Source organism: Leclercia adecarboxylata (assembly GCF_006171285.1).
Taxonomy (GTDB): Bacteria; Pseudomonadota; Gammaproteobacteria; order Enterobacterales; family Enterobacteriaceae; genus Enterobacter; species Enterobacter barmai.
In genome coordinates, this window is record NZ_CP040889.1 from 2,575,731 (window position 1) to 2,602,565 (window position 26,835).

Annotated in this window: 21 protein-coding genes, 1 tRNA gene and 2 pseudogenes; 9 read left to right on the forward strand and 15 right to left on the reverse strand. The window is 48.4% G+C overall.

All coding sequences use genetic code 11. The features are described 5' to 3' along the window. Positions 1-6 precede the first annotated feature (6 nt). Positions 7-1,620: a glycoside hydrolase family 43 protein gene (locus FHN83_RS14110; protein ID WP_139564080.1), complete on the forward strand. Its 1,614-nt coding sequence runs from the start codon at positions 7-9 to the stop codon at positions 1,618-1,620. Positions 1,621-1,624: 4 nt separating this feature from the next. Here the strand turns inward: FHN83_RS14110 and FHN83_RS14115 are convergent, their stop codons facing one another. From FHN83_RS14115 to argL, 3 genes are all read right to left on the reverse strand, one after another. Next, on the reverse strand, positions 1,625-2,383 hold the full coding sequence (locus FHN83_RS14115) for an IclR family transcriptional regulator (protein ID WP_139564081.1): 759 nt from the start codon (positions 2,381-2,383) through the stop codon (positions 1,625-1,627). Between the two features lie 193 nt (positions 2,384-2,576). Continuing rightward, complete coding sequence (argF, locus tag FHN83_RS14120) at positions 2,577-3,581, reverse strand: ornithine carbamoyltransferase (RefSeq protein WP_139564082.1); 1,005 nt, start codon at positions 3,579-3,581, stop codon at positions 2,577-2,579. After that, on the reverse strand, positions 3,551-3,856 hold the full coding sequence (gene argL, locus FHN83_RS28985; protein WP_405023070.1) for a putative translational regulatory protein ArgL: 306 nt from the start codon (positions 3,854-3,856) through the stop codon (positions 3,551-3,553). Before argL ends, argF begins: the two co-directional genes overlap by 31 nt. Between argL and rraB the strand changes: the two genes are divergently transcribed. The 5 genes from rraB (at position 3,746) to FHN83_RS14145 (ending at position 7,357) form a co-directional block, all read left to right on the forward strand. Further along, positions 3,746-4,171, forward strand: coding sequence for a ribonuclease E inhibitor RraB (gene rraB, locus FHN83_RS14125; protein WP_139564083.1), 426 nt, complete (start codon positions 3,746-3,748; stop codon positions 4,169-4,171). The genes argL and rraB overlap by 111 nt on opposite strands. Positions 4,172-4,216: 45 nt before the next feature. Next, positions 4,217-4,975 (forward strand): tRNA isopentenyl-2-thiomethyl-A-37 hydroxylase MiaE, encoded by a 759-nt coding sequence (gene miaE, locus FHN83_RS14130; RefSeq protein ID WP_139564084.1) that lies wholly within the window; start codon positions 4,217-4,219, stop codon positions 4,973-4,975. 16 nt (positions 4,976-4,991) lie between these two features. Further along, positions 4,992-5,711 carry a topoisomerase II gene (locus FHN83_RS14135; protein ID WP_139564085.1) on the forward strand — a complete coding sequence of 240 codons (720 nt, stop codon included), beginning with the start codon at positions 4,992-4,994 and terminating at the stop codon, positions 5,709-5,711. Between the two features lie 114 nt (positions 5,712-5,825). Then, positions 5,826-5,910 (forward strand) — tRNA-Leu (locus tag FHN83_RS14140). 199 nt (positions 5,911-6,109) lie between these two features. Beyond that, a complete protein-coding gene (locus tag FHN83_RS14145) occupies positions 6,110-7,357 on the forward strand; it encodes a tyrosine-type recombinase/integrase (RefSeq protein WP_139564087.1) in 1,248 nt (415 codons plus the stop codon). A 173-nt stretch (positions 7,358-7,530) separates the two neighbouring features. On the opposite strand, the gene FHN83_RS14150 is transcribed toward FHN83_RS14145, so the two are convergent. The 3 genes from FHN83_RS14150 to FHN83_RS14160 all read right to left on the reverse strand — a co-directional run bounded on the left by FHN83_RS14150 (position 7,531) and on the right by FHN83_RS14160 (position 12,848). Further along, complete coding sequence (locus tag FHN83_RS14150) at positions 7,531-10,023, reverse strand: DEAD/DEAH box helicase (protein ID WP_139564089.1); 2,493 nt, start codon at positions 10,021-10,023, stop codon at positions 7,531-7,533. A 58-nt stretch (positions 10,024-10,081) separates the two neighbouring features. Continuing rightward, positions 10,082-11,317: a type II restriction endonuclease gene (locus FHN83_RS14155; RefSeq protein ID WP_139564091.1), complete on the reverse strand. Its 1,236-nt coding sequence runs from the start codon at positions 11,315-11,317 to the stop codon at positions 10,082-10,084. Between the two features lie 94 nt (positions 11,318-11,411). Then, complete coding sequence (locus tag FHN83_RS14160) at positions 11,412-12,848, reverse strand: DNA cytosine methyltransferase (RefSeq protein ID WP_139564093.1); 1,437 nt, start codon at positions 12,846-12,848, stop codon at positions 11,412-11,414. A 949-nt stretch (positions 12,849-13,797) separates the two neighbouring features. Here FHN83_RS14160 and FHN83_RS14165 point away from each other — a divergent pair. The 3 genes from FHN83_RS14165 (at position 13,798) to FHN83_RS14175 (ending at position 16,093) form a co-directional block, all read left to right on the forward strand. Continuing rightward, positions 13,798-14,463: a hypothetical protein gene (locus FHN83_RS14165; RefSeq protein ID WP_139564095.1), complete on the forward strand. Its 666-nt coding sequence runs from the start codon at positions 13,798-13,800 to the stop codon at positions 14,461-14,463. Then, positions 14,450-15,571, forward strand: a complete 1,122-nt coding sequence (locus FHN83_RS14170; protein ID WP_139564097.1) for a helix-turn-helix domain-containing protein — start codon at positions 14,450-14,452, stop codon at positions 15,569-15,571. Before FHN83_RS14165 ends, FHN83_RS14170 begins: the two co-directional genes overlap by 14 nt. A gap of 213 nt (positions 15,572-15,784) precedes the next feature. Beyond that, positions 15,785-16,093 carry a hypothetical protein gene (locus tag FHN83_RS14175; RefSeq protein ID WP_139564099.1) on the forward strand — a complete coding sequence of 103 codons (309 nt, stop codon included), beginning with the start codon at positions 15,785-15,787 and terminating at the stop codon, positions 16,091-16,093. Positions 16,094-16,165: 72 nt separating this feature from the next. Here the strand turns inward: FHN83_RS14175 and FHN83_RS14180 are convergent, their stop codons facing one another. From FHN83_RS14180 to FHN83_RS14215, 9 genes and pseudogenes are all read right to left on the reverse strand, one after another. Next, positions 16,166-16,738 (reverse strand): inovirus-type Gp2 protein, encoded by a 573-nt coding sequence (locus FHN83_RS14180; RefSeq protein ID WP_139564101.1) that lies wholly within the window; start codon positions 16,736-16,738, stop codon positions 16,166-16,168. 175 nt (positions 16,739-16,913) lie between these two features. Further along, positions 16,914-18,001 (reverse strand): IS3 family transposase gene (locus FHN83_RS14185; protein WP_088569307.1). Its coding sequence is split into 2 segments (ribosomal slippage): positions 16,914-17,749 and positions 17,749-18,001, totalling 1,089 coding nucleotides; the frame shifts between segments, so codons are not numbered across the junction. Between the two features lie 65 nt (positions 18,002-18,066). Further along, entirely contained in the window at positions 18,067-18,489 is a 423-nt protein-coding gene (locus FHN83_RS14190) for a restriction endonuclease subunit S (RefSeq protein ID WP_255296382.1), read from the reverse strand. Further along, on the reverse strand, positions 18,486-20,075 hold the full coding sequence (gene hsdM / locus FHN83_RS14195) for a type I restriction-modification system methyltransferase (RefSeq protein ID WP_139564103.1): 1,590 nt from the start codon (positions 20,073-20,075) through the stop codon (positions 18,486-18,488). The genes FHN83_RS14190 and hsdM overlap by 4 nt, the downstream gene beginning before the upstream one ends. Before the next feature lie 71 nt (positions 20,076-20,146). Further along, positions 20,147-23,419 (reverse strand): annotated as a pseudogene (gene hsdR / locus FHN83_RS14200) (type I restriction-modification system endonuclease); the annotation flags it as partial. A 256-nt stretch (positions 23,420-23,675) separates the two neighbouring features. Beyond that, positions 23,676-24,680 carry an IS110-like element IS4321 family transposase gene (locus FHN83_RS14205; RefSeq protein ID WP_000427620.1) on the reverse strand — a complete coding sequence of 335 codons (1,005 nt, stop codon included), beginning with the start codon at positions 24,678-24,680 and terminating at the stop codon, positions 23,676-23,678. Positions 24,681-24,743: 63 nt separating this feature from the next. Further along, positions 24,744-24,983: pseudogene (locus FHN83_RS28225) on the reverse strand (hypothetical protein); the annotation flags it as partial. A 217-nt stretch (positions 24,984-25,200) separates the two neighbouring features. Beyond that, entirely contained in the window at positions 25,201-25,779 is a 579-nt protein-coding gene (locus FHN83_RS14210) for a class I SAM-dependent methyltransferase (RefSeq protein ID WP_139564105.1), read from the reverse strand. Beyond that, complete coding sequence (locus FHN83_RS14215) at positions 25,779-26,792, reverse strand: HNH endonuclease domain-containing protein (protein WP_139564107.1); 1,014 nt, start codon at positions 26,790-26,792, stop codon at positions 25,779-25,781. Before FHN83_RS14215 ends, FHN83_RS14210 begins: the two co-directional genes overlap by 1 nt. Positions 26,793-26,835 lie beyond the last annotated feature (43 nt).

Consider the following 26,835-nt stretch of genomic DNA (forward strand, 5'->3'; position numbering starts at 1 on the left):
GGCACTATGTACACCATTACCAACCCGATCCTGACCGGCTTCAACCCGGACCCGTCGATGTGCCGTCAGGGCGAGGATTACTTCATCGCCACCTCGACCTTTGAGTGGTTTCCGGGCGTGCGTATTTACCACTCCCGCGACCTGAAAAACTGGCGGCTGGTGAGCACCCCGCTGGATCGCGTATCGATGCTGGATATGAAGGGCAACCCGGACTCCGGTGGGATCTGGGCCCCGTGCCTGAGCTACGCCGACGGGCAGTTCTGGCTGCTCTACACTGATGTGAAAATTGTCGATTCCCCGTGGAAAAACGGGCGCAACTTCCTTGTGACCGCTCCCTCCATTGAGGGGCCGTGGAGCGAGCCGATCCCGATGGGCAACGGCGGGTTCGATCCGTCTCTGTTCCATGACGACGATGGCCGCAAATACTACCTCTACCGCCCGTGGGGGCCGCGCCACCACAGCAATCCGCATAACACCATCGTGATGCAGGAGTTTGATCCGCAGACCCGCACGCTGTCGCCCGAGCGGAAAACCCTCTTCACCGGCACGCCGCTGTGCTACACCGAAGGGGCGCATCTCTACCGCAAGGAGGGCTGGTACTATCTGCTGGTCGCCGAGGGGGGCACCAGCTACGAGCACGCAGTGGTGGTGCTGCGGGCCAGAAACATCGACGGGCCTTATGAGCTGCACCCCGATGTGACGATGATGACCAGCTGGCACCTGCCGGAAAATCCGCTGCAAAAAAGCGGCCACGGCTCGCTTCTGGAAACCCACACCGGCGAGTGGTATATGGCGTATCTCACCAGCCGCCCCCAGCGCCTGCCGGGCATTCCGCTGCTGGCCTCCGGCGGGCGGGGCTACTGCTCCCTGGGGCGTGAGACGGGGATCGCGCGCATCGAATGGCGCGACGGCTGGCCATACGTCGAAGGGGGTAAACATGCTCAGGTGACGGTGCCGGGCCCGCAGATGACCGAGAGCGCAGCCGTGACGCAGGACGCCTGGCGGGACGACTTCGACGGCGAGCGCCTCGACCCGGAGCTGCAGACGTTGCGTATTCCGTTCGACGACTCACTTGGCTCGCTGCGGGCGCGTAAAGGCTTCCTGCGGCTGTACGGCAACGACTCGCTTAACTCGACCTTTACCCAGTCCACCGTGGCGCGCCGCTGGCAGCACGTCGCCTTTCGCGCCGAGACGCGCATGGCGTTTTCGCCGCGTCACTTCCAGCAGAGCGCCGGGTTAACCTGCTACTACAACAGCAAAAACTGGAGCTACTGCTTTGTCGATTATGAGGAGGGGAAGGGCAGAACCCTGAAGGTTATCCAGCTCGACCACAACGTGCCGTCATGGCCGCTGCACGAGCAGCCGATCCCGGTACCGGATGAGGCGCAAAGTGTGTGGCTGCGGGTGGATGTCGATCGTCTGGTCTACCGCTACAGCTACTCCTTTGACGGCGAGACGTGGCAGACCGTGCCGGTCACGTATGAGGCGTGGAAGCTGTCGGATGACTATATCGGCGGGCGTGGATTCTTTACCGGGGCCTTTGTCGGGCTGCACTGCGAAGATATCAGCGGCGACGGGTGTCACGCCGACTTCGACTACTTCACCTACGAGCCGGTATAACGGCTCAGGCCGGGTAGCCCAGCGCGCGTGAGAGCTGGCGCCCGGCCTCCTGCAGCTGCTCGCGAAAGCGGGCCAGTTCGTCGTCGTCCACGCGGGAGGTTAAGGTCGACAGGCTCAGGGCGGCGATGACCCGGGACTCATGGTTACGCACCGGGACCGACACGCAGCGCACCCCCTGTTCGTTCTCTTCGCTGTCCAGGGCATAACCCTGCTCGCGGGTTTGCGCCAGCGCGGCCAGCAGCGCCTCGCGGGAGGCCAGCGTCGCCGGAGTAAAGGTGGTGTACTGATAGCCTTCCAGCAGGGTGTTCAGCTCAGCGTCGCTCAGCCAGGCGATCAGCACTTTGCCGATGGCGGTGGCATGTACCGGCAGGCGACGGCCAATGCGCGAATAGGCGATGGCCGCCAGCTTGCCTTCAATCTTTTCGATATAGACCCCTTCGCGCCCGTCCAGAATGCCCAGATGGGTGGTCTGCCCGGTGCGCTCCGACAGCTCGGTCAGAAAATGCTTCGCCTTCTGGCGAATATCCATGGTGCTCACCACGAAGTGACCGCGCTCGACCAGCTTCATGCCCGGGCGATATTTGCCGTTCTCCGGGTTCTGATCGATATAGCCGTGCAGCTGCAGCGTTTTGAGCAGCGAGTGAAGGGTGCTTTTACTCAGGCCCATCTGTTTACTGATGTCGGTGATTTTAAGTTCCGTCGCCTGTTCGTTAAACAGATCGAGGATCTGCAAGGCACGTTCAACAGATTGAATAATAGGCATGAGATCGGCTTATCTGCGCTGGAATTAAGGCGAAAACGTACCTTTTTTGGGCAGGAAAATCAATTGAGTGGCACGATCTGCCCCTGTACCTGTGCAAGGTAAACGCAAAACGGCAACATCGTTGCCGTTTTTAGTGTTTATTCCCTCTCCCTGTGGGAGAGGGTCAGGGTGAGGGCACCAGACCGCAGAGGACTTAACCCCCAAGCGTCGCTACCATCACTGCCTTAATGGTGTGCATGCGGTTTTCAGCCTGATCAAATACCACGCTTGCCGCAGATTCAAATACCTCGTCCGTCACTTCCATCCCGCCGTGCAGATCGAACTCTTTCGCCATCTGCTTGCCGAGCGTCGTCTGATCGTCGTGGAACGCTGGCAGACAGTGCAGGAACTTGACGTCCGGGTTGCCGGTGAGCGCCATCATTTGGGCATTCACCTGATAGCCACGCAGCAGGGCGATACGTTCAGCCCACTTCTCTTTGGGCTCGCCCATCGACACCCACACGTCGGTGTAGATAAAGTCCGCGCCCTTCACACCTGCCGCCACGTCTTCCGTCAGGGTGATTTTGCCGCCGTTCTTTTCTGCCAGCGCGCTGCACTCTGCTACCAGGCTCGCTTCCGGCCAGCAGGCTTGTGGCGCAACCAGACGCAGATCCAGCCCGGTGAGCGCCGCCGCTTCCAGCATCGAGTTACCCATGTTGTTACGCGCATCGCCGGTATAGACCAGCACCATCTCGTTAAACGCCTTGCCCGGCAGATGCTCCTGCATGGTGAGCAGGTCCGCCAGCAGCTGGGTCGGATGGAACTCGTTGGTCAGCCCGTTCCACACCGGCACACCGGCAAATTCCGCCAGGGTTTCGACCACTTCCTGACCATGACCGCGATACTGAATGCCGTCGTACATCCGGCCCAGCACGCGAGCGGTATCTTTAATTGATTCTTTATGCCCAATCTGGCTGCCGCTCGGCCCGAGATAAGTGACGCGTGCGCCCTGGTCAAATGCGGCAACTTCGAAAGAGCATCGGGTACGGGTCGAGTCTTTTTCGAAGATGAGCGCGATGTTTTTGCCAGTAAGTTTCTGTACTTCAGTGCCTTTTTTCTTATCGGACTTCAGCTGTGCCGCCAGCGCAAGAAGAGACGTGAGTTGTGCAGGGGTAAAATCGAGCAATTTCAGGAAGTGTTTTTTATACAGTTCAGACATTTTATCCTCACATGGCAAAGGCCACTTATTGAATTAAAATTCACTTTATAAGTATTAATATTCACTTGCAACCCCGTTTCACAAATCTTTCTTACAAAGGTGGAGGCAAACACATCCGTGTGTGAAAATAGAAGTATCTGCCGCACTTTAAAGAGGAACGAGCCATGGCAAACCCAGAACTGCTGGAAGAACAGCGCGAAGAGACGCGACTGATTATTGAAGAACTGCTGGAAGACGGCAGCGATCCGGATGCGCTGTACACCATCGAGCATCATTTCTCTGCGGATGATTTCGAAGCGCTGGAAAAGCTGGCGGTTGAAGCGTTCCGCCTGGGTTACGAAGTGACGGAGCCGGAAGAGCTGGAAGTGGAAGAGGGCGATACCGTCATCTGCTGCGATATCCTGAGCGAAGGCGCGCTGAAGGCAGAGCTGATCGACGCCCAGGTTGAACAGCTGATGGACCTGGCCGAACGTTTTGAAGTGGAATACGACGGCTGGGGCACCTACTTCGAAGATCCGAACGGCGAAGAGGGTGACGAGGAAGACGACGAAGATTTCATCGACGAAGATGACGACGGCGTGCGTCACTAAGTGTTATTTGCGGCAGCTTCGGCTGCCGCTATCTTAAGGCAGAAAATGGATTACCCGCAGATACTCGCCCCTGTTTTAAACTTCCTCCAGTGTCCGACCCCGCCAGCGTGGATTGATAAAGCCCGCGACCCGGCGAACCTGCCGCTGCTGCTCACCGACCACATGGTGTGCGAGCTCAAAGCCGCCCAGACCGCGCTGCTATTAGTGCGAAAATACGTCGCCGATGAGAGCGGAGCCGACGCACTGCTCGAGTGGCTCAGACCCTACGAAGCTTTTACCTTCCGCGAAGGTCCGGAACCGGATTTTGTCGCCCTGCACAAGCAGATTGGCAAAAGCGTGATGCCCAAGACCGACGATCCCTGGGGCCAGGCGCTCATCGACAGCATGGTGCTGTTGATTAAAGAGGAGCTGCACCATTTCTGGCAGGTGCGGGAGGCGATGCTGATGCGTAACATTCCCTACATCAAAATCACCGCCAGCCGCTACGCTAAAGGGATGCTGAAAGCCGTGCGCACCCACGAGCCGCTGACGCTAATCGACAAGCTGATTTGCGGCGCCTATATCGAAGCGCGCTCCTGTGAACGCTTCGCCGCGCTGGCGCCGTTCCTCGACGAGGATCTGCAGAAGTTTTATCTGTCGCTGCTGCGCTCCGAGGCGCGGCACTATCAGGACTATTTGCGTCTGGCGCAGCAGGTCAGCGATGACGACATCACCCCACGCGTGAAGCTGTTTGGCGAGGTGGAGGCGGAACTTATCTTATCGCCCGATACCGAGTTCCGCTTCCACAGCGGGGTGCCGGTTTAATAACAAAAGGCAGGGAATGATGAAAAAGGGTTTACGTATCGCCATCGCCGTCGTGGTGGGTATGGTGGCAGCAGGTTGGTTTTATCGCGACAACGCGCCCAGCACCGAACAGCAGCTGGATACCGCGCTCAGCAGCATGCCGGTGTGGCAGGTGATCAAGGAGCAGGAGCCGGCCTTCCGCAAACAGGTGCAGGACGAGATGCTGGCTCTACAGAAAGCGGGTAAAAATGAGCAGCAGATTATCGACACCCTGCAGCCAAAGATTCTGAAGCTGCAGATGGCGCGCCTGCAAACCGCTCCGGACGCCAACGTGGTGGCGTATATGAAGCTCAACATGGAGCAGACCGCCGCCATGCAGAAGGTGAGCGATGACAGCTGCTTCCGCTTCCTCTACCCGGAGGTGAAGGGCGGCGTCAACCCGATGCGTCTGCTGGATAAGGATCTGATGCAACGCCGCATGCAGGCCGACGTCGACATGATGCGCGCCGCCGTTGGGCCGCATAAACACACGGTGACGCCGCAGGAGATTAAACAGGCCGAGACGGATGTGGTACCGATTGTCCAGAAGCTGACGACGAAGTACGGCGACGATATCGAGCTGCTGCAGGCCCCGCAAAAAGGGCAGGGCAAAGAGAAGCAGAGCTGCGACCTGGTGCAGGATCTGTGGAACAACGTGCTGGCCCTGCCGGAACCGAACGCCGCCGGGCTGATACGCTATGCGGTGTCGGACCTGTAAGGGCAAGATAGGTTACGCTGGTTTTTTGGACACTTAGCGAAACAACCGTACGTCGCCGCTTGCATGGCGGCGTGCGACAGGTATAATCCACAACGTTTCCGCATCCCCTTCAGTGCCGAAGTGGCGAAATCGGTAGACGCAGTTGATTCAAAATCAACCGTAGAAATACGTGCCGGTTCGAGTCCGGCCTTCGGCACCATCGGAACATCAATAGACGTCAACGGACGTCTTTTTTTGTGCCTGAAATCCGCGCCACACAAGGCTTTCCGCGATTTTCCTTTCAACAGAAGTCAATCTGAGTCAACCCACATCAAGTCGCTTGTGAGTATAGAACCGAGTATATATGCTGGTTCGATAATGGTTGTATACTCACATCAGTACATGGAAGGATAACTTTTATGGCTCTGACAGATATCAAAGTGCGTTCTGCGAAACCGCAGGAAAAGGAGTACACCCTTGTCGATGGGGATGGCATGTTTTTGCTTATTCACCCTAACGGCTCAAAATACTGGCGGTTCCGCTTTCGCTTTGGTGGAAAGCAGCATCTGATGGCGTTTGGGGTTTATCCTGAAACGTCATTAGCTGATGCTCGCCAAAAGAGGGAAGAGGCCAGAAAGCTTGTTGCTGCAGGCATCGATCCCCGTCAACACAAACGTGCGGTGAAAGAAGAGCAGGCGAAAGAAGCCATTACCTTTGAGTCAGTTGCCAGAGAGTGGCATGCAACTAACAAGAAATGGTCAGAGGAACACAGTCGACGGGTGCTTAAAAGTCTTGAAGATAATCTGTTCCATGCAATTGGCAAATGTAGTATTGAGAAGCTGAGAACCCGCGATCTGCTTGCTCCTATTAAAGTTGTAGAAACTACAGGCCGTTTTGAAGTTGCTTCTCGTCTTCAGCAACGGACAACTGCCATCATGCGGTATGCAGTTCAAAGTGGCTTGATTGATTACAACCCGGCCCAAGAGATGGCTGGAGCAGTTGTTTCTAGTAACCGTGTCCATCGCCCTGCACTTGAGCTGAAACGCCTACCTGAACTGCTCCACCGAATTGACGGTTACACGGGACGAGCTATGACCCGCTTGGCCGTTGAGCTCACCTTGTTGATCTTTATTCGTTCCAGTGAATTGCGCTTTGCGCGTTGGTCTGAAATCGATTTTGAAACGGCAATGTGGACTATACCGGCAGAACGAGAAGCTATCGAAGGAGTGAAGCATTCACAACGAGGGTCTAAAATGCGCACACCTCATCTTGTGCCGTTATCTCGGCAAGCACTGGACATCCTCAAACAGGTTCATAAGCTCAGTGGAAATCGTGATTTTGTTTTTGTTGGCGATCATAACCCTCGTAAGCCCATGAGTGAAAATACGGTCAATAAGGCACTGCGCGTTATGGGATATGACACTAAGGTAGAGGTTTGTGGGCATGGATTCAGGACAATGGCCTGTAGCTCGCTGATTGAGTCAGGGCTTTGGTCGAGAGATGCAGTTGAACGGCAGATGAGCCATATGGAACGTAACTCAGTGCGGGCTGCTTACATTCATAAGGCGGAGCACTTAGATGAGCGAAGATTGATGTTGCAATGGTGGGCTGATTATTTAGATGCAAACCGAACAAAGGAAGTTAGCCCATTTAGTTTTGAAAAGTAGGATATTGATTTGTTTCAATCGTTAAGATACAAGTGTTATTTAATAAAGAAAAAGTTTTGTAATATTACGACAAGAAATTTCTAGAAATGCGGTTAAATCCTTAATTAGTATCTCAAGGCTTCTTCATGTAGTTTAATACCCCTCCCTCCCAAACAATAGGAGGGAGGGTATTACTATCTTTGATTGAATGGTTTTGTATATTGTTCAACAAGATCCGTTGATTGCAATTTAAAGAAAGCCAGTTTTTGTCTTATTGCATCAATATTACCGAGTTCGCTATTGGCTACAAGAGCATTAAAGAAAGATTGGATATTGCTTTTAAAATAGCTCAGTTTTTCAGCGTCCATGATTCTAGAGTTTGGTTCCAAAGATGCGGCTGACTCGATATTTATGGATGGATGGATTAATATTGGAGTCATTTTGCTAAAATGATCATAATTATTTTTAAACCAAATTCCTGAGCCATTAAGTTGATTGCAATAATACTTTGAAATGGTTTCATTAGTAGCTTCATTTTTACATTCAATAACCAGATACTCTCCTTTATTAATTGCCCAAAGGTTATCGGGGCCTTCCTTGTATTTCTCTTCAGGTCTTTCACTTTCATAACCGATTAGCTTTCCAATCTCATAAATAGCAGCTTCAAATCGATTAGATGAGCTAGGTTTGAATTGAAGATCATCTAATATAGAATTTAAATGAATGAGAAGGTTGTTGCTTGAATTATATCGTTCTTGTACGTAATTATTTAGTTTCAACGCTTGAACTTGTAATTCTTGATCGATTTTATTGAATTGTATACCTTGAATAGGTTTTAGAAGTCTTTGATTTAATTCATTAGCCGACTTTAATATTTTTTGTGATTCGCTTGGGTCGTAAAAATTAGTATATTCAGCTAGTATTTGTTTAGCATATCCCTTTAGCTTTTTATCTGAACAAGAGTTACAATAGTCTTCAATTATTCTGCATGCGGCTGGGTAACTATTTCTGCTAGCTAAGGAAAAAGCCTTAAACAGCATGTTATTAAAGTTATTTTCGTTTAGTGGCTGTTGGTATGTTAATTTAGATAGGACACCTTTACTTGCTGCCATCCATTGTTCATTACGTGATAAACAATAATCCATAACTTGGATTATTTCATCTGGACTAGGAGATGTTAATTGCTGTGCAATTTGTTCAGATAATTCAATTTGAGATTTAGTGGCAGGTGAAAAATAATTTTTAGCATCATTAACATATAATAAATTAGCTAGTTGCGGTCCTAACAACATCACAACACAATAGTCATCATTAGATCTAACCCCTCTCCCCATACCCTGCTCAATCCGCTGAATGGTTCTAATACTTCCTTCTTTGCTTCCTAACAATATACCATTTTTAATTTTTTCAATGTTATTTCCGTCATTAGGTAACCCATCGACGACAAGTAAACGGCAAGCATCTTTAGGTAAATCAATTCCATCATAGCGATTTATTAAAACGGTTAAGCCAACATGACTAGTTTTTAGTTTATGGATTCCATCATTTAAATTTTCTCCTTTCAGTGTTTGGTGTGAAATATCAGCCCACTCTTTTGCTCTATATTCAGAAGGGCAAATAACGACAACATTATGCCTTGATGAAATTTTCTGACATATTTCTTTAATATCTTTATCATATATTTTAGGGTTGAGGACTTGAGGTAAGATGATTAGGCGTTCACCAATATCACCTGCTCTTTCTGGAGTTATACAATTTTTTACCTCATTAGGCTGCACTCCGAAATGTGTTGATAAGATACTATCGTCTGCGAGTGTTGCTGTCATATATATTTTTCGGTAGGCATTCTCTAGAGAAGGAAAAATATCAATAGGTACAATATGAGGAGTGATTTCTATACTTTTAGCACTAATTACACATTTGCAAAGGCTAAGTTTTTCTTTTATGAGGGGTAATGAAAATAAAAGGTCTTCGCATTTATTATGCTGGACTAATAACTGGGTGACTTCCTCTATTTTTTGTTGCCAAGCCCAAAATGAAATTTCCTGCAGTGCAGCATAATCATCATTTAGTATCTCACTATATTTTACATAATTTTGATTTGCCATGTCATGTGAGAAAATAGATAGTAGTTGATGATATAAATCACCTTTCTCTCTTTTAATTATGCGGGCTGTAAATTGAGATTCAACAGTGTTGAGGCAAGCATGCGCATCATCAATAATAATGCTACCAATTGGGATCTTAATTCCTTCGCTACCAACTCCGAACCTGCTTTTTCCATTTACTAACTTATAAATGTTCGCTACTAAAATATCATTTCCGGCTAAAAAACCTACAGATGTCTCATCGGTTGTAACTGATATTCCTAGCTTATTTGCTTCATTAATAACTTGTTGAACTAGATAATTGTCTGGAACTAAATAGACAGCAGGCCCTTTTTTTTCATTTAAGCAACTTTTTAGGATTATTAGGCCAACAACTGTTTTCCCACCTCCTGTATTCATTTTTATAATAGTATTCGTTGAATCCCTGCTGTCCTGCCATTTAGTCCATACTTCCGATTGAACATCTCTTGGGTATTGAAAGTTTGCATTATCCTTTTTAGGTAATGCTTGAAATATCTCACGTGGTGAATATGATGTGTTTACTACATTGCCAACACCTATTTTATCAAAGTTTAACATTATGCCTCCAGTGCAGTTTGTTTGTAATGGTCTTTACTTTGTTAAGTCAATTCTGTACTTAATTTTTGGCTAAAACTAAAGCTATGAATTGCTTTAAACTAATTAGTTCAACCCTTACGCTCTCAGGGTAGGACTCCCATAATTGATATGGAACAACGAGTTGAAGAGATTTACTCTTCATTTCTGATAATTGTGAGTGACTTATGCCTGGCTGTATTGTTACAAGATGCTTGTTGGGCACTCGATCGCCTTCAGCTAAAACTTGCCTCCATCTATCTTTACATGTTGTCTTTGCACCAAGTAAAATAAGTTTCTCAGGAGGATAAGATATATCATGGTATGCCTTAAATGATGGAAAAAGGAAATCAGGTTTTGACTTGTTTTCAGTTGTATTTTTTGATGAACCTTTTTCAAACGTTAAGCCGTGTAATTTGAATAAATGGCTTAAATGGTTTTCGAAGGCAAAACCAACTCGTGATTTTCTTCGATTTTGAACGCTTAAAGAGAAATCGACGAACGCATCAACATCACCCCCATCATGCCCAAATCCTTGGAGTAATCGATTGCGAACAAGATACCGCTCATAAGTCCTAAATAGAAGTTCTTCTTCTGCTAACCAGGTCATTAATGCTTCATCGGGGTGGGCTAATGGACTTGCTGGTCGACGACTCCTCGCCAGTTCTGAAAATTCATGTGATTTAGGTAAACCTTGTGGAAAGAGCTCAAGTAAAGTTCCTAGTAAAACTTCATTTTCTTCATGTTCTAGTTCAAAGTTTATACCTACCTGCTCCAGTAAAAGCTGTACTGGAAGAAGAAGTTGCTTGTCGCTAATTTTAGAAGATTGAAATTTTTCTTCAAGCTGGTTAGTAAGTCCGAATAGATTCCTTAGCTGAGCTTCTATGCTTGTGTCAGCAGGGGCAAAACACATCAAGAAATTACCATTTGTTTGCTGAGCGATTAGGAAAAAGTCCCCTTCTTGTATTAGTTCAGTGACAGAATTGTCATGATAGTAAAGCCTGTATTCAGGAGAACGGTGGGGGGATTTACGTCGAGAATCATACCAAGTGACATGATCGTCTTCTATCAGTGGTTCTTCCATTTCATCAGTGATGTAAACCATCTTACAGGCAAATCTAAATGCTTCTTCTTTCCCTGGCCTGCCGAGCACCTCACCAAAACCGACTTTTACAAGCCCTCCTATCTCATGTTGATGAGATCGAGAAAGATCAGCATCCACAGCACTTAAATGCTTGCCTGCAGCGACTCGAAAAATATCTCTTAGCCTGTGATCCATAAGGATTTATCCTCTAACAGAAGAAATACTAATCTAACCTTTTAGAAAAAAAAATGAAATGCAATGTGCCTGCATTTTGCAGGCACATTGCATGTTATCCTGCTTTTTTTAGATCTTTATCGGTTTTGTTGACCGCTTTTAGAATGTAGGGTTCAAGTAACTTAGCTACAGCCTCAAAGACAGGGACTACGACTGAATTACCAAACTGGCGATAGGCTTGTGTATCAGATACTGGGATACGAAATTTGCACTCACCTGGTTTTTCAAATCCCATTAACCGAGCACATTCGCGTGGTGTTAAACGGCGTGGTCTCTTAACAAGGTTATCTTCATCATGAAAGTTTTGTTCACCTATAGCTTTATTCCATCCTCTATCAATGAGGATTTCTGAACCATCTTTATGATATCGGGCAGAAAGCGTTCTAGCTACGGCCTGTTCATCTTCTGGAGATACCAAACCGAAACCAAAGCCATTTCCTTTCGCTTGATGTTTTTTAGCGTAATTATAAAGGTATTCCCAGAGTTTAACTGTCAGGACGTACTTATTATCAACATCATCATCAAGCAGTTCCTTAAACATTGGCCTATTTTGAGGATAGAAGCTTTTTATATTTTGTAGAGTGAAATTCTCAGCTAATTCAAGATCTCTACGAAAACCAACTAGAACAATTCGCTCACGATGTTGAGGAAGAAAATGTTTACCATCAATTATTTTAGGGTCTGCAGAGCCGGTACAATCTACATCGGCTATATCGTAGCCCAGTTCATCTAATGTTTCTTGAATCACTTTAAAAGTCTTACCTTTATCATGGCTTTTTAGATTTTTTACATTTTCAAGGACGAAGATTGATGGTTTTTTAACTGCTATTATTCGAGCTACATCGAAGAATAGCGTACCTTGAGTCTCACATTCGAATCCGTGAGCCCTTCCTAAAGAATTTTTTTTACTAACGCCTGCGAGACTAAATGGTTGGCAAGGGAACCCCGCAAGCAGCACATCATGCTGAGGAATATTTTTATCAATATTCTCATAAGCTTCTTGTTCTGGAACGTCACTCTTGTCACTCAGCGTAATTTCGCGGATATCGGAGTTGAAAATATGCTCCTGAGGGTCACTATACCAGTTCGCTTTGTATGTCCTGACCGCTTGCTCATTCCATTCACTGGTAAACACACACTGTCCTCCTATAGATTCAAATCCGCTACGAATACCTCCAATTCCAGCGAATAGATCAATAAAGCGAAATTGGTAATTAGGATGACAAGAGGGCGGCTGAGGTAGCAGGTTACGTAGCATTTTTATTTCAACTTCAATGAGCTGCTTGGGAGCCACTTTCCCATTTATCCATCGATTAATGGATTCCCTTGTCCAATCATTACCGCTGACAGAGCGTAAGCATTCTGCGACAGTTTTTTGATCATAGATTTCAAGAACTTGCTTGAGAAGCGCGAAATCTTCTGCCATACGTGCTTGGGAGGCTTGCTGAGATTCTTCCATCAACTGTTTGACGATTGGCTGCAATTCTTTCATTTTATTCATCTTCTGGGTTAAATTAGTGACATGATATCACAAAAACAAACCCTGTACATGCATACATGATCTATTGTAAATAACTATTGTTGGTGCGTTCTATAAAAGTAGATTGCATCAAAAGTGTGACAGAAGAAGAACTCATACTACTTTACAAGTTATTGTCACGACGGCACTGTATGTTGCCTTATTGAGCTGACCAGCCCCCACAGAACGTTTTAATAAGTGTGATGCATCCATCAAATGAACTCACGGCGAAAAGCGGATATTAACCGAGAGAGTAAGAGGCCGTCATCTGAGCAAGGACACGGCACTTACCGAGCTAAGGTAAACTGTCGGAAAATATTTTTATAGGTTAGTGGGTGCGTATTGATAAGCATTCTTTTTCAGGATGTTAGATATCTATTGTTTCCGCATATGGCTGGTAATATGCTCTAAAAAATGCGCGTTTTCGTCGGAATCAGCCTGCCCGGTGGCACAATGATGTAGGCTCCACCTTTCTGATTTCTCTACCAGTTTAGAAGAGCCCGTTAAAGTTTTCTCTCGCGCAGTTCGGCTGCCGTTAGCCATTCCGGTACCAGCGCAGTGCTTAGTCCGTCTAGGGTTACCTACAAAAAAAGCGTCTGAATTATCCGACTGCAATGGCTATTTGGTCTTGGGGGCGCGCTTGCTGAATCGTTGGTTAGTATCCATTCAGGCCTGTCGGTGTTGCTGCTAGATTTCAGATAGCTATAAGCACTTAAACCTTTCGGTCGCAGGAGAGCAGATTTGTATGAGGCAATCTGACGAGGCGACCTGCTTAGTCGATGCTGTATCTCCCTGTGAGAAAAGCTTTTAAGGCTAATCCTGAAAGATTCTACGCGGTAGACAAGTCAAAAATGACTAGTTGACAAACCAAGAAAAAAACGAAAAGATATGGTTTACTAATTCACGATATGGCGAAAAGATTATGTCAGCGTATTCGAAAAATTTGAAGCCTTGCTTTGCTATCAATACTAATTTAGACCAAATATCTGTTGATATCTTACTGTCGAACATCGCTGATGTACTTGGGCAACTTTGGGCCAACAAGCACAAGCTCGATTCAAATTGGATTACAGGCTGCCGTGCGTATGGTTGGGTAAAAGAGTATATCGAACAAAATCACCTTAGTTTACCTGGAGTTAAGGTTGTCAGTACTTCTATGGATTTTGTCTTTTCGCTTAATGAGGTTCCATTGCAGTTTGTCACTGATAGACTGGATCGTCCAAGAAAGCTCCACCGCCTTCTTCGTAATGAAAAAGAACAGCGCCAGATATCCATTTTCGATGAGGAAGATACCAGCAATAGTTTAATTTGGCGCGTTTATGCTGAAAGGTTTATCGATGATGTTACGGACAAAGATGCACCTCCTACTTGGATAATTACTATGGTTGGCTTAGATGAAACGGGCCGCAAGGTTAGTCTTTATGAGCATATATCTAAAGTAATTACGCCTATATCTTCTGCATCTGAAGATATAAATTCAGATCAAATTAATCAGCTTCCAGCGCCTAATGAAATACCTCCTACTAAACTCAAACGTAGAAGCATAAAAGACGACAAAGACCAAAGTGGTAAAAATGGGACTCTTTGACTCTCTAACTCAGTACCGGGGCGACCGCGTGAAATTAGCCAGGTTAGCTAAGGGCATGTCCGGAGAGGATGTGGCTAACGCCCTCGGTGTTACCAAGCAATTTATTTCGAAACTTGAAAGAGGCTACCCGCCTGCGGATGCCATGTTGTCGCAACTTGCTAATGTTTTGGGCGTATATGATTCATTTTTCTTTACGCCTCGCCCCCATCCTCTGGATGGGGAGCATTGTCATTTTCGCAGTAAACGCTCAAGAACTCAGACATTGGCGAATACTGTCATGGCTAGGGCGGAGATACTGGATGAATTTATTCGCAGGTTAGAGATTGAAGTTGAGTTTCCGGTTCTAGATTTACCAGATGTCTCAGAATTGCCGTTGCAGTCACCTTCTGATATTGAACGTATCGCTGAGGAGTGTCGACGTTATTGGGGGTTGGGCTTAGGCCCGATTAACTCAATGTCTAATTTCGTCGAAAGCATAGGTATTGTAATTGCTCATGTTTCAGATGTTGATGACAGAATTGATGCTTTTACCGTTAACAACGTTCGTCCAATCATAATTCGTAACAACGCAAAAAAGAGCATTTGTCGTTACCGGTCAGATATTGGGCATGAGTTAGGTCACCTAGTTCTGCATGAGGGGGTAATTACTGGCGATAAAGTAACCGAGAACCAAGCTGACCATTTTTCAAGTGCTTTCATGATTCCAAGGGTTTCATTTATCAATGAGTTTCCCAAAATGCGAGGGTCTCATTTGGATTGGAACGCTCTGGAGGATTTCAAAGTTCGTTGGAAAATAAGCTTGCGTATGTCCCTATATCGCGCCTGTTTGTTAGGGTTAATAACCCCAGAAAAAATGAGGACGGGGTTTATTCATCTCAACTCTAAAGGTTTTGTATCTACAGAGAAAGGGGACGATCGCATCACTGGGGACTCTCCAGGGATGATACAACAAGCTATCAGTATGCTTGATGATTATTCTTGGGAAGCTGTATTGGAAGATGCAATGATTAAGCCCGAATTTGTACGTGACAACTTCGATATTAACAGACCGATAGTTCCTCAGGGCGGCAACTTGGTTTCAATTTATAAGTATAAAAATTTTGGCTAATATGCGTCATCATACAAACAAACACTGCTGTGATTTGACTAATAACTAGTTAAACACCTCCGTAGCTACTTAATATATAAGCCCCGCTAATATGCGGGGTTTTATTTAGATATTGGGAATTCTCCTCCCATTGCCCTTATGGGGAATATCATAAGGTATTGATTTATAGCAAGTTGTAGCCATGCGATCATCGGAAAACCCAGTTTCAGTAGTATGTCGAAATATTCATCTACTGATTTTTGGAGGTCTTTAGATGGCTCGCTGATTTTGGACTATGGCTTTACCGAAAAGACCAAAAAGCGGTCGTGGGGGCAGATGCAACATTATCACGGTAACCAGTTCGCTCGCGGGCAAATAACACTCGTTCTGGCCGTAGTAACGGGAGGTAACATGTTATCAATTCTGGCTTTCAACCGGCTAAATGGCACTGTAAAAGCGTTCTTATCTGAACGGCTGATGATGAAAGATGACATGCTGGTAACGTTATCATCCGCTCCTGCCACTGTCCACCACGCATTGTGAGTTCAACGGGGCGATGCAACGCTAGCCTTAATCGAAGGAGAACGTTGCCATGAAACGAAGAACGCATATCAATTACATAGTCGGACAACTCTTGGCAAAAGCAACAGGTGAGGTTATTTGCAATGCTGCATCTCGTAACTCTGCATAACGTTTATCGAAAGCTGTTGGCATCGTTCTCTCTACCCGATGTGCTTTTATTTCCGTTAATTCCCCGCCCGGTTCTGCTTCACGCCATGCAGCCACCAGCAACGACATGACTTCCTGAATTCCATCCGATGCAGAAGAGTCATGTCGGGGATGACTGCAAACAGTCTGATTGAATAGCATCATCATCCGACATGTTGAAATACTTTCAGCCTCCCACAACCAGCGAAGAAGCGTAGGCTGAGACGGTTTACCCGCTTCAATACGTATCTTTGAATAATCGCCAATTCTGCAATAGGCTTCAGCGTGAAAACGTAGCAACTGGGCATTACTTTGTTGTTCGTTGTCGCAGGAGTGGCAATTCGCATACTGTAGAGTAAACCCCAGCGCAGCCAGTCGTGGGTAATGATCAGTCGCCTGCTGCAACACTCTACGAATAAGCATGACATTGTTACCATCAGAGTTCGTCTTTAACGCTTCATTTTCAGCGCAATTGTTCATCGGTTTCTCTTTCAATAATGGAAATAAGGGGCGTGTGTAAAAGGGGACGTTGTGGCCGAATAAGTCGTTTTCTGCTTTTGACGCGGGTTACTGCGGTTAGGAACATTCCACGTTCGGGCATGCCATGAAATCGGCTGGTAATCCCCCCATTTTTAGCAGAGGTCAATAGTAGAACTTAGGCTGTGCGCAGCTCATGTTGTCTTGGCGTATAACCACCCAGTGCCATATTCGGCCTTTCGTGATTATAAAACCACTGCCATTCTGTCGCGTAGCGTTGTAATTCATCCAGCGAACAAAATAAATACTGCCCCAGCCAGTCATAACGCACTGTCCGGTTATAGCGCTCAATATAAGCGTTTTGTTGCGGATTTCCCGGCTGAATAAAGTTGAGTTTTATTCCGTTATCCTCCGCCCAGTTTATTAATTCGTGGCTCGTGTATTCCGGGCCGTTGTCACATCTGATTGCGGCGGGTTTACCTCGCCATTCAATGATCTGCTCAAGTGTGCGTTTTACCCGACTGGACGGCAGCGAGAAGTCCACTTCTATTGCCAGGGCTTCCCGGTTGAAGTCATCAATAATGTTCAAAAGCCGAACTGAACGGCCATCTGAAAGCTGATCATGCATGAAGTCCATTGACCAGCATTCGTTGCTGTATTCCGGCACCGCAAGCGGCTCTGGCTTATCACGCTTCAGCCTCTTTTTAGGTTTGATCCGCATATTCAGTGATAATTCGCAGTAAATTCGATAAACGCGTTTATGGTTCCAGCGAAAACCTTTCACATTACGCAGGTACAAAAAGCACAAACCAAAACCCCAGTTCCGCTGGCTGCCTGTAATGCGCAGTAGCCAGCCAGCAATACGCTGATTTTCTACAGAAAGACGTGGCAGATATCGATAGCACGTTTCACTGACAGAAAAAATCTGGCAGGCCAGGCGGATACTGATTTGCTGCGTGCTGACGGCGTGTCTGGCCATCTGTCGGCGTTGAGATGGCCTCACCACTTTTTTGACATAGCTTCCTGAATAACTTCAGCTTTAAGTCGCTCTTCGGCATACATTTTCTTAAGACGCCGATTTTCATCTTCCAGTTCTTTGAGACGCGCCATCAGAGAGGCATCCATCCCGCCAAACTTTGACCGCCATTTATAGAAGCTGGCGCTGCTGAAGCCATGTTCCCGGCACAGCTCAGGGACCGGTGTTCCGGCTTCAGCCTGTTTCAGAATGGTCATGATTTGGCTGTCGGTGAAACGTGATTTTTTCATAGAGATCTCCTCAGTTGAGATTACGAGAAAATTCTACTTATGAACACACTGCTTTTTCGGGAGGATTACCGAGGGAGATCTATTTCCCAAGCCTCCATTCCTGCTTTAGTTATATGCGGCATGGCTACGCCATGAGCTGATGCCTTAAGTGCTTCTGTAATATTCCACAATGCATAATAAGCAAATTGCTTATATAGTACTGAGGATGTTTCAATTTTCCAGATATGGTAATGGTAAATTAGTTTGTGATCCCACTTCGACCAATATGGACCAAATGTAGCGGACCAAGCATAAAGAAGATCATCTTTGTAGCAATATTTATCTTCCGCTAGGTCTAAGTTAGAGTAAAACCATTTATTTCCTCCATTCAAATTTTGAATTCTGAGAATAGGCACACCTTCAGTGAGCATCTCTTCTTTCTTATATGCTCGGCCATTGATGAGTTTTAAAACATCACCCAACTGGCATCTTTGCCAATTTTTACTCATGCCTTCACCTCACCAAACGCTTCACTCAGTAACTGGCGTTGTGCATCCGCTTCATCGCCCGCACCCAGCTCGCGCATCAGCGCATCCAGCTCACCCAGCGCCTGCACTAGCTCACCCATCGCTTCTGCTGCCAGCACGTCCGGCTCCGGCAGATTATCGGCATCGATGCTGTCCTTATCCTTCAGCCAGGAGATATCTAGCGAATCGGATTTTGCCGTGCGGATCCATTCGCGACTGAACTTACGCCAGCGGCTGGTGGCCTGATGCTGGTCAGTGTTTTTATTCTCTTCACTGTCGGCGACTTCGCTCTCTTCGGCGTTAAAGCTCCACTCGCCCTCGGTACGCGGGCTTAAGCCGTGCGGATCTTCACCGTAGACGGTTTCAAACGGCTGCAGGTGCAGTTCGGTAAACGGCGTACGTTTGCCGAAGCTCGGCATATTGGTACGCAGGTCATACACCCACACGTCATCGGTGCAGTTTTTATCCTGATGCGGATTAGCGACCGTGCCTTTGGTAAAGAACAGCACGTTGGTTTTGACGCCCTGGGCGTAAAAGATGCCGGTCGGCAGCCGCAGGATGGTATGCAAATGGCACTTGTCCATCAGGTCGCGACGAATGTCGGTGCCTCTGCCGCCTTCAAACAGGACGTTATCCGGCACAACCACCGCCGCACGGCCGCCGGGGTGCAGAGTTTCAACAATATGCTGCATAAAGCACAGCTGTTTGTTGCTGGTCGGATGCACGAAGGTGCGGGTAATGTTGGTGCCTGCGGCGCTGCCAAAAGGTGGGTTGGTAGCGACAATATGCGCTTTCGGCAGATTTTCGCCGTCGCTGCCCAGTGTGTTGCCCAGACGGATGGCACCGCCGTGGTCGAGGTTACCTTCAATATCGTGCAGCAGGCAGTTCATCAGTGCCAGACGACGAGTGCCGGGCACCAGTTCGAGGCCGACAAAGGCGCGGTGGATCTGAAAATCCTGAGTATCGCCATCAAGGTCATCGAGATCGTTGGTCTGTGATTTTACGTAGCGGTCGGCTTCAATCAAAAAGCCCGCGGTTCCGGCGGCCGGATCCTGCACCACTTCGCGTGGCTGCGGCTTCAGCAGATGGATAATGGTTTTAATCAGCGGACGTGGGGTGAAGTACTGGCCCGCGCCGGATTTTGTTTCGTTGGCGTTCTTCTGCAGCAGCCCTTCGTACATATCGCCGAAGTCGTCGCGGGACTTACCGTGACTTCCGTTATACCAGTCCAGCGAGTCCATATAGCTGACCAGTTCAGTCAGCTGTTTTGGATGTTCAATGGTGGTGCTGACATTATGAAATACCGCCTGCACCAGCTTTTTGTCGTCTGCGCCAAGCTGAACCAGCAGGTTACGGTAGAACTGCATCTGATCCTGACCAATGCGCGATTTCAGATCATCCCAGCGGTAGCCTTCCGGGAGGTAGTCCGCTTCCTGGCCGGTCTCTTTACACATTTTCAAAAACAGCAGCGAGGCGAGTTCATTGACGTAGTTTTGATAGGAGACGCCGCCGTCGCGCAGGTTGTCGCACAGTTTCCACAGTTTGGCGACCAGATCGTTATTGTTCATTGAAGATCCCATGTAAAACAGCGGCCCTTATCGGGGCCGCAGAAGAAGAAATAGCCGGGGATGATAACGCGTCAGGCGAGCTCATCCCAGATGTAATCGCTGAACTTATCCAGCACACTGTCGAGATTGTCGTCAAAGGTGCGCTGTAACATTGGCTTACCGCCGCGGCGGTGGAAATTGCCGGTTTTGAAAACTTCGTCGTCGAGCACCACTTTCTCTTTCAGCGCCTGCGCTAAGCGGTCGAGCCAGCTTAACTGTTCGTCGCTCCAGTCGTTCTCGCCTTTGATGCGCGCCAGCGCGTGGTCGACACGCTCGTCGAACTGTTTGAGCGCATCGCCCACCGCCGCGCGGCGGATGTGGCCGATCAACCTAGCGGCGATATCCTGATTGCGCGTCGCTTTCCACGCGCTGCGCAGGGAGGACTCTTCAAAATGCTGGCGGTCAAACCACTCCTGCAATTCTACCAGCCCCTTACGGGTAAGATCGCGCGGGCGATTGATTACCGCCTGCAGTGCGGGCTGGGCGTTCGGGGCGCGCTGCACCAGCGCATCGAACGCTTCGAGGAAATCCTGCGGCGTGTCGTAGTCACCGTACAGCGATTTGACGCTCACCACCTCATCGTCAATGTCGAGGAAGATCGGCGCATCGCGCAGGGCGTTGATATCGGTTTTCAGCCTTTCGAGGCGGGCGATAAAGCCGGGAAGCTTATTGAAAATCTCGGCGCTCCAGTGCGGCCCTTTTTCCCGCAGGCGCGAAGCCAGACCGCCAAAGTTGACGCCCGCAGCATCCAGGCACAGCTCGTCTAGGCGGCGAACCTGCTTATCTACCGCTTCGCTACGGTCGCGGTTAAAAGTGGCGAGGCCGATGATCCGCTGCAGCTTGGCGACCAGCTGTTCATGGCTGTGTTCGGCAAAGCTGCGGCCATCCGCTTCGATGGTTTTATACGTTTCTGAGTCGGTAATTTCATTGACCAGCGTTTGCAGCTCAACCTGCGGACGCACAACCACCGGGCGCATGGTATCGACGCTTTCCAGCGAGCTGTAGATATCGACACAGTCGAAAATCTTAAAGCTGGTTTTCCCTACTGACGGGCACAGACGCGTGGCGCGGCCCTTCATCTGCTCGTAGAGAATGCGGCTTTTGACTTTGCGCAGGAACACAATATTGCAGATAGACGGAATATCCACACCGGTGGTCAGCAGATCGACGGTGACCACAATATTGGGCAACCGCTCTTTGTTGAAGCGAACGATCATGCTTTGCACTTTCTTCGCGTCTTTATCGGCATCGCCAGTAATCTTGATAATAGCGTCGTGCTCAAGCTGCGGATACTTTTTCTTAAACGCGGTGCGCAGCTCGTCAACCACCATGTCGGCATGGGCGTTGGTGACGCAGAACACCAGCGTTTTTTGCTGTCCGGTGGGATCTAGGTATTTAGTGAGCTCACCGCATACCGCACGGTTAAACGCCGGGATCACCAGGCCGCGGTTAAAATCGGCGACCTCAAAATCCTGATCGTCGGCCAGCGTGTCGTTGATCAGCTCGCCCTGTGGGTTCAGGCGTTCCACCTGCTCGCCTTCAGAAAGATAAACTCCGTCCTGCGCGTTGCGGGTCACGATCTGAATCGGCGGATCTTGATCAATTAAGAAGCCGTCGATAACCGCCGTACGGTAGGTGTAGCGATAAACCGGTTCGCCGAAAATATCCACCGTATGCAGGGCTGGCGTGGCGGTCAGCGCAATCTTCACCGCATCAAAATGATCAAGAATGCGGCGGTAAGCGGAAACATAATCCAGCTGGCTGCGGAACTGCAGCTCACCTTCAGTCTGCTCTTTATCGAGAATGTAGCCGCGGTGTGCTTCGTCGACGACAATACAGTCGTAGCGGCCGACCGGCATCGGTTCATCGGATTGCAGCGTGCGTTTGACCAGCGACTGAACCGTGGCGACATGAATTTTGGTGCTGTCTTCCGGGAATTTATCGGTCAAGCCTTTGATATCGAAAATGCTATTAAAGGTATCACCATTAATTCGCGTGTCTTCAAACGCACCCAGCGCCTGCTCGCCAAGTGAGCGGCGATCGACCAGGAACAGGACGCGCTTGAAACGCTGAGACTGGATAAGGCGGAACATCATGGCGATGGCGGTACGGGTTTTACCGGTACCGGTCGCCATCGCCAGCAGGATTTCTTGCTGGCCGTTAACAATAGCGTTCTCTACCGCGCGGACGGCATCTTCCTGATAATAGCGCAAGCCCAGCTCGCTCATATCAGGGTTATCTGTGAACCATTGGTTCTGAAGCTGAGGATCGCTACCCAGCATGGTGACTAACTCTTCAGGGCGATGCCATTCTGGCAGCGCTTTCGACATGTTGGTCGCGTGGCGTACGTCGCGATACCAGATACCGCTTTTGGTCTTCATCGCCGCGCGATATTCGCGCCCGTTGGTGGAGTAGCAAAAGGGGATTTTAAAACGCTGTGTGCCGCTGGTGTCCTGCCAGCTAATTTCGTAAGCAGGTACCGCTTCATGTACTTCATCAGGAGAGTAGTGTTCTAACAGCGTGTCGCGTAAGAACGCGTTATCGAAGTATTTACTGTAGCGATACGATTCGTTGAGTTTGCCGGGAATATCGATATTTTTACGTTTTGCTTCGACCACTGCGATAGGCTTAAGGCCCACGAACAGAACATAATCCGCAAAACCTTGCTTCCCGGTTTCATCTTTGCCAGTTGGCCATTCGGCAATGGCTTTATTTACACCCGGTTCTGGACGCTCGCCTTTGGAGAAACGTAACGTTTTACTATCGGCCTGCCAGCCCGCTTTACGCAGTTGGGCATCAATCAGGAAGCGGCTTTCTTCCTCGCTGAGATTAAGGGTGCGCTTAACGGCCTGGTCTGTAATTTCTTTATGATATGCTTTGCGCTCACGTTCAGTCTGTTTCGCCAGTTCTGCATCTTTTACCGCAAGTTGAGCTTCCAGCGCGGCAACACGAGCTTTGGTTTGCGCCTCGGTTTCCTGCTGTTTGCCTTCTAGAATGGCAATATAGCCATTGAGCGCAACTAGCCTCTGTTGCTGAGCTTCCAGTTCAGCCTGACTATGCGCTTTTTCCTGGGCTTGTTGTTCCAGTTGCTGTTTGAGCATGAGGACTTCTGCATGATAAAGATTCTCGCCATGTTCAGGCAGAACAAAGACCGGAACCGGGAAATCGTAGTCCTTGGTCACCAGTCGGTAGTACCAGACGCCAAGACGAAAACCGAGACGTAGGCACATCTGGGCATCGTCAAGATCGTTATGATATTCGTGAACGGCTTGATTACCGATACGGCGCAGCTTATGGAAAACGGAATCTATGGTCACTCCCGTTTTTGCAACACCGATTTTGACGATAAATTGGCTTGCTTGAATCTATCCGGCGTCTGAATGGGATTTTATTCCCGCGCCTCGATGAGTTCCGCGCCTGATGAACCTCCAGAAAATATACGGCTTCAATGAGCCTTTCCGTTTTACAGGTTCCTCAACAGGCCGGTGGGCCGTTAGTATCATCAATATCAGTATTCGCAAAACCAGATCAGTGATTCTTTAAACCGGTGTATTTCTGCCGTTATGCTACATAAGTTTGCTGTCGTGCCGTTAGGGCCCAGGCTATTCTGGCCAGCTTGTTTGCCAGAGCACAAGTGACGACAAAGTTGCTTTTCCTACACAGTAGATCCCTGACCCAATCGGCCAATTTGCCAGACTGGTGTTCCAGTTTTTGTATGAATACCCTGGCACATTGAACCAACAAAGTTCGGATCTTTTTGTTACCTCGCTTACTAATTCCCAGCAATGTCGTCCGACCTCCCGTGCTGTACTGTCGAGGCACTAGCCCTGTTGCCGCCGCAAAGTCACGACTGCTGGCGTACTGCTTCCCGTCGCCAATCTCAGTTGAAATAGTACTCGCTGTCAGTGTTCCGACGCAGGGAATGCTCAGCAAGCGCTGTCCAATCTCATCTTCGTCCAACTTTCGTTTCAACTGGGATTCCAAATCTTTAATCTGCTCAACAAGATAGTGATAATGCTGTTGTAATTTCAGCAATAACTGGCTGAGGTATAGAGGCAAACTATTGTCCTCAAGAAGGGTACTCAGTCGGCTAATAACGGCAGCTCCTCGTGGAACGCTGATGCCAAATTCCAGCAGAAAAGCATGCATCTGATTGGTTGTTTTTACCTTATCCTGAACCAAGGATTCACGGACACGATGCAGCGCACGCATTGCCTGCTGAGATTCAGTTCTGGGCTGTACAAAACGCATAGACGGACGCGATGCAGCTTCACAAATAGCTTCGGCGTCGACAAAGTCGTTTTTGTTACTTTTAACGAATGGACGGACAAATTGTGGTGATATCAGCTTAGGAAAATGCCCCAACTCTTCCAACTTGCGTGCCATAAAGTGAGAGCCACCACAGGCTTCCATTGCGATGGTTGTAGCGGGGCATGTCGCCAAAAATTCGATTAACTTTGGCCGTGTAAATTTTTTACGGTAAACAGCCTTGCCGCGACGATCTTGGCAATGAATATGGAAAGAGTTTTTACCCAGATCGATACCAATGAGCGCAATGTTTTCCATGATAGTTCTCCGAATGAAAGCCTATCCTCAGCATAGTACCGGGAAGGAGGGAGTGACCATCTCATTAAGGATGCTGTCATCAACGAAGGCGATTTTACCGAGTTCGCGCAGGAGATCGTGTTGATTCTCGCAGGAGGGAATATCCAGTAGCTGACCCAGATGTTTAGCCGTCGCTTCGCCAAACATACGCATTTTTACAAGTGTTGTATTAGGATCATCCGGATAGTTGTTTTCAGCGGCGCAGGCGATGGCGTAAATAAAGTCGTTTGCGCCTTTCAGGAAATCGAAATTGGATTTATTCATTATTTTTAATCCACAGCTTTGCGGTAAAAATGGCGTTATTATCCTATACACTAAAAGGATTTAAAGTTTTCACATCTTAACTTTCGATTACGAAATAGACAAGCTTATAACTTATTAATCTATTTAAAATTTAATGAGTTATCAAAAATTACGTAGTGTTTTTTGCAAATGCAGAAGATACTGATTCTTGGAATGATGACACTGAGTAAATATGTCATTACTCCTTTCTCAGCACACCATTAATCCAAACCTCATCCCTCAAAGGGCGTTTGTCTTGAGTGGCCCAGAGTGAAATCACGTCTATCATCGCAACAGTGTTCAAAAGCGCTCGTAACCTTCCCTCATCCATATCCGTAAACCTCCTTCCATCGACCTCCCGCTCTCCCTCCCCATACTTAAACGACACATACCAAACCCCACCCGGCTTCAGCGCATCCGCAAGCCTCTTCATTACCACGGGAAGCTCAAGCGAGGGAACATGCAACAACGACGCACAGCACCAAATCCCGTCAAACTCTTCCTTCCAGTCCACATCTGCAAAGGTCATCAGCTGAACAGGCAACCCGGTATGCTCCCGCGCCAGTTCAACCATCGCAGAGGATGCATCAAAAGCCTCGACCTGATATCCCATCACTTTGAACGCCTTTGCATCGCGTCCTGAACCGCACCCTGCATCCAGTACCCGAGCTCCAGGTGCAAGATGGCGAGTAAAGGTCTCGTAGAGCGACGACATATCGACATTCACTGTCCCGTCGAAGAAGGTTTGCGCATTGTCCTGATAGTATTTAAGCGTCATTAGAATGTGGCCTCGCCTTCAGCTTTAGGTTCCCAGGTATGGAATAGCCTCACTTTGGCAGTGTTCCAGTTATTTTCAAGAAAGTTTTTCCGCGTGGCGGGCTGCTTTCCGGTCTGCTGGACAATGGTTTCATGCAGTGGAAGTTTGCTCTGGATGAAATACTCGTTGCGCGCATTTAACCGTCCCAGCAGTCTGCTTCCCGGCAGGCGAGCGGATTTGCCCTCAACGCCGCGATTGCAGCATTTGCAGGCCAGCACAAGATTCCACACACCATTGATATTGGCGACTTCATCGCGTGCCGCCCACGGAATGAAGTGGTCAACATCAGCCAGTTCAGGATCGCCCGGTATCAGGCTGATGGGTTTGAAACAGTAGAAGCAGCGTCCTTTCTGGTAGCCGTTGAGACTATCGCGACAGCTGGTGATATCAACCCGACGCGCATTCACGCGGCTAAACAGCAACTGATTGTCTACATCGAACTCAACGCCAACAAGGTTGCGGGAAACGCCCATCGCCCAGGCCTGTTCAACCATGTTCCAGCGCGCAGTGGTTTCAAAAGCCAGGTTCTGATACTGCAGACGCTCGCCCAGATGGAAGAAATTATCCGTCAGGCGGATGCCGTTATGGGTTTTACGCTCATCAATGAAAAACCGTTTTTCGATCTCGCCGCCATTCACATTGTGGAAGGCATCAATCACGTTGACAAAGCCGCGCCGTACCGTGGTTTCAATCAGCTGGTTATGAGAAATTTCATTGTTATTAAACTGCACGCAGGTTTCCAAAAACTGGCTGCGGCTCGAGGTGATCTGCTTTGGAGCGTGTTTCAGGTGCTCGCAAAGATGGCGGCTGAACGGCACGGCGAGTTCGTCGAGGGTGATGATGTCGCTGCCCGACTTATCGATCTCATACAGAGCATGGGCAAGCGCGAACTTGTAGGATGCGACGTTCTTTCCAAAAAGAATCACCCCGCGCCAGTAGTTCTCCAGCGTTGGGTCAGCCTGGTAAAATTCCATCAATGAAATCCTGTTACGGTGGGAGAGGTAGCTAACTACCGAA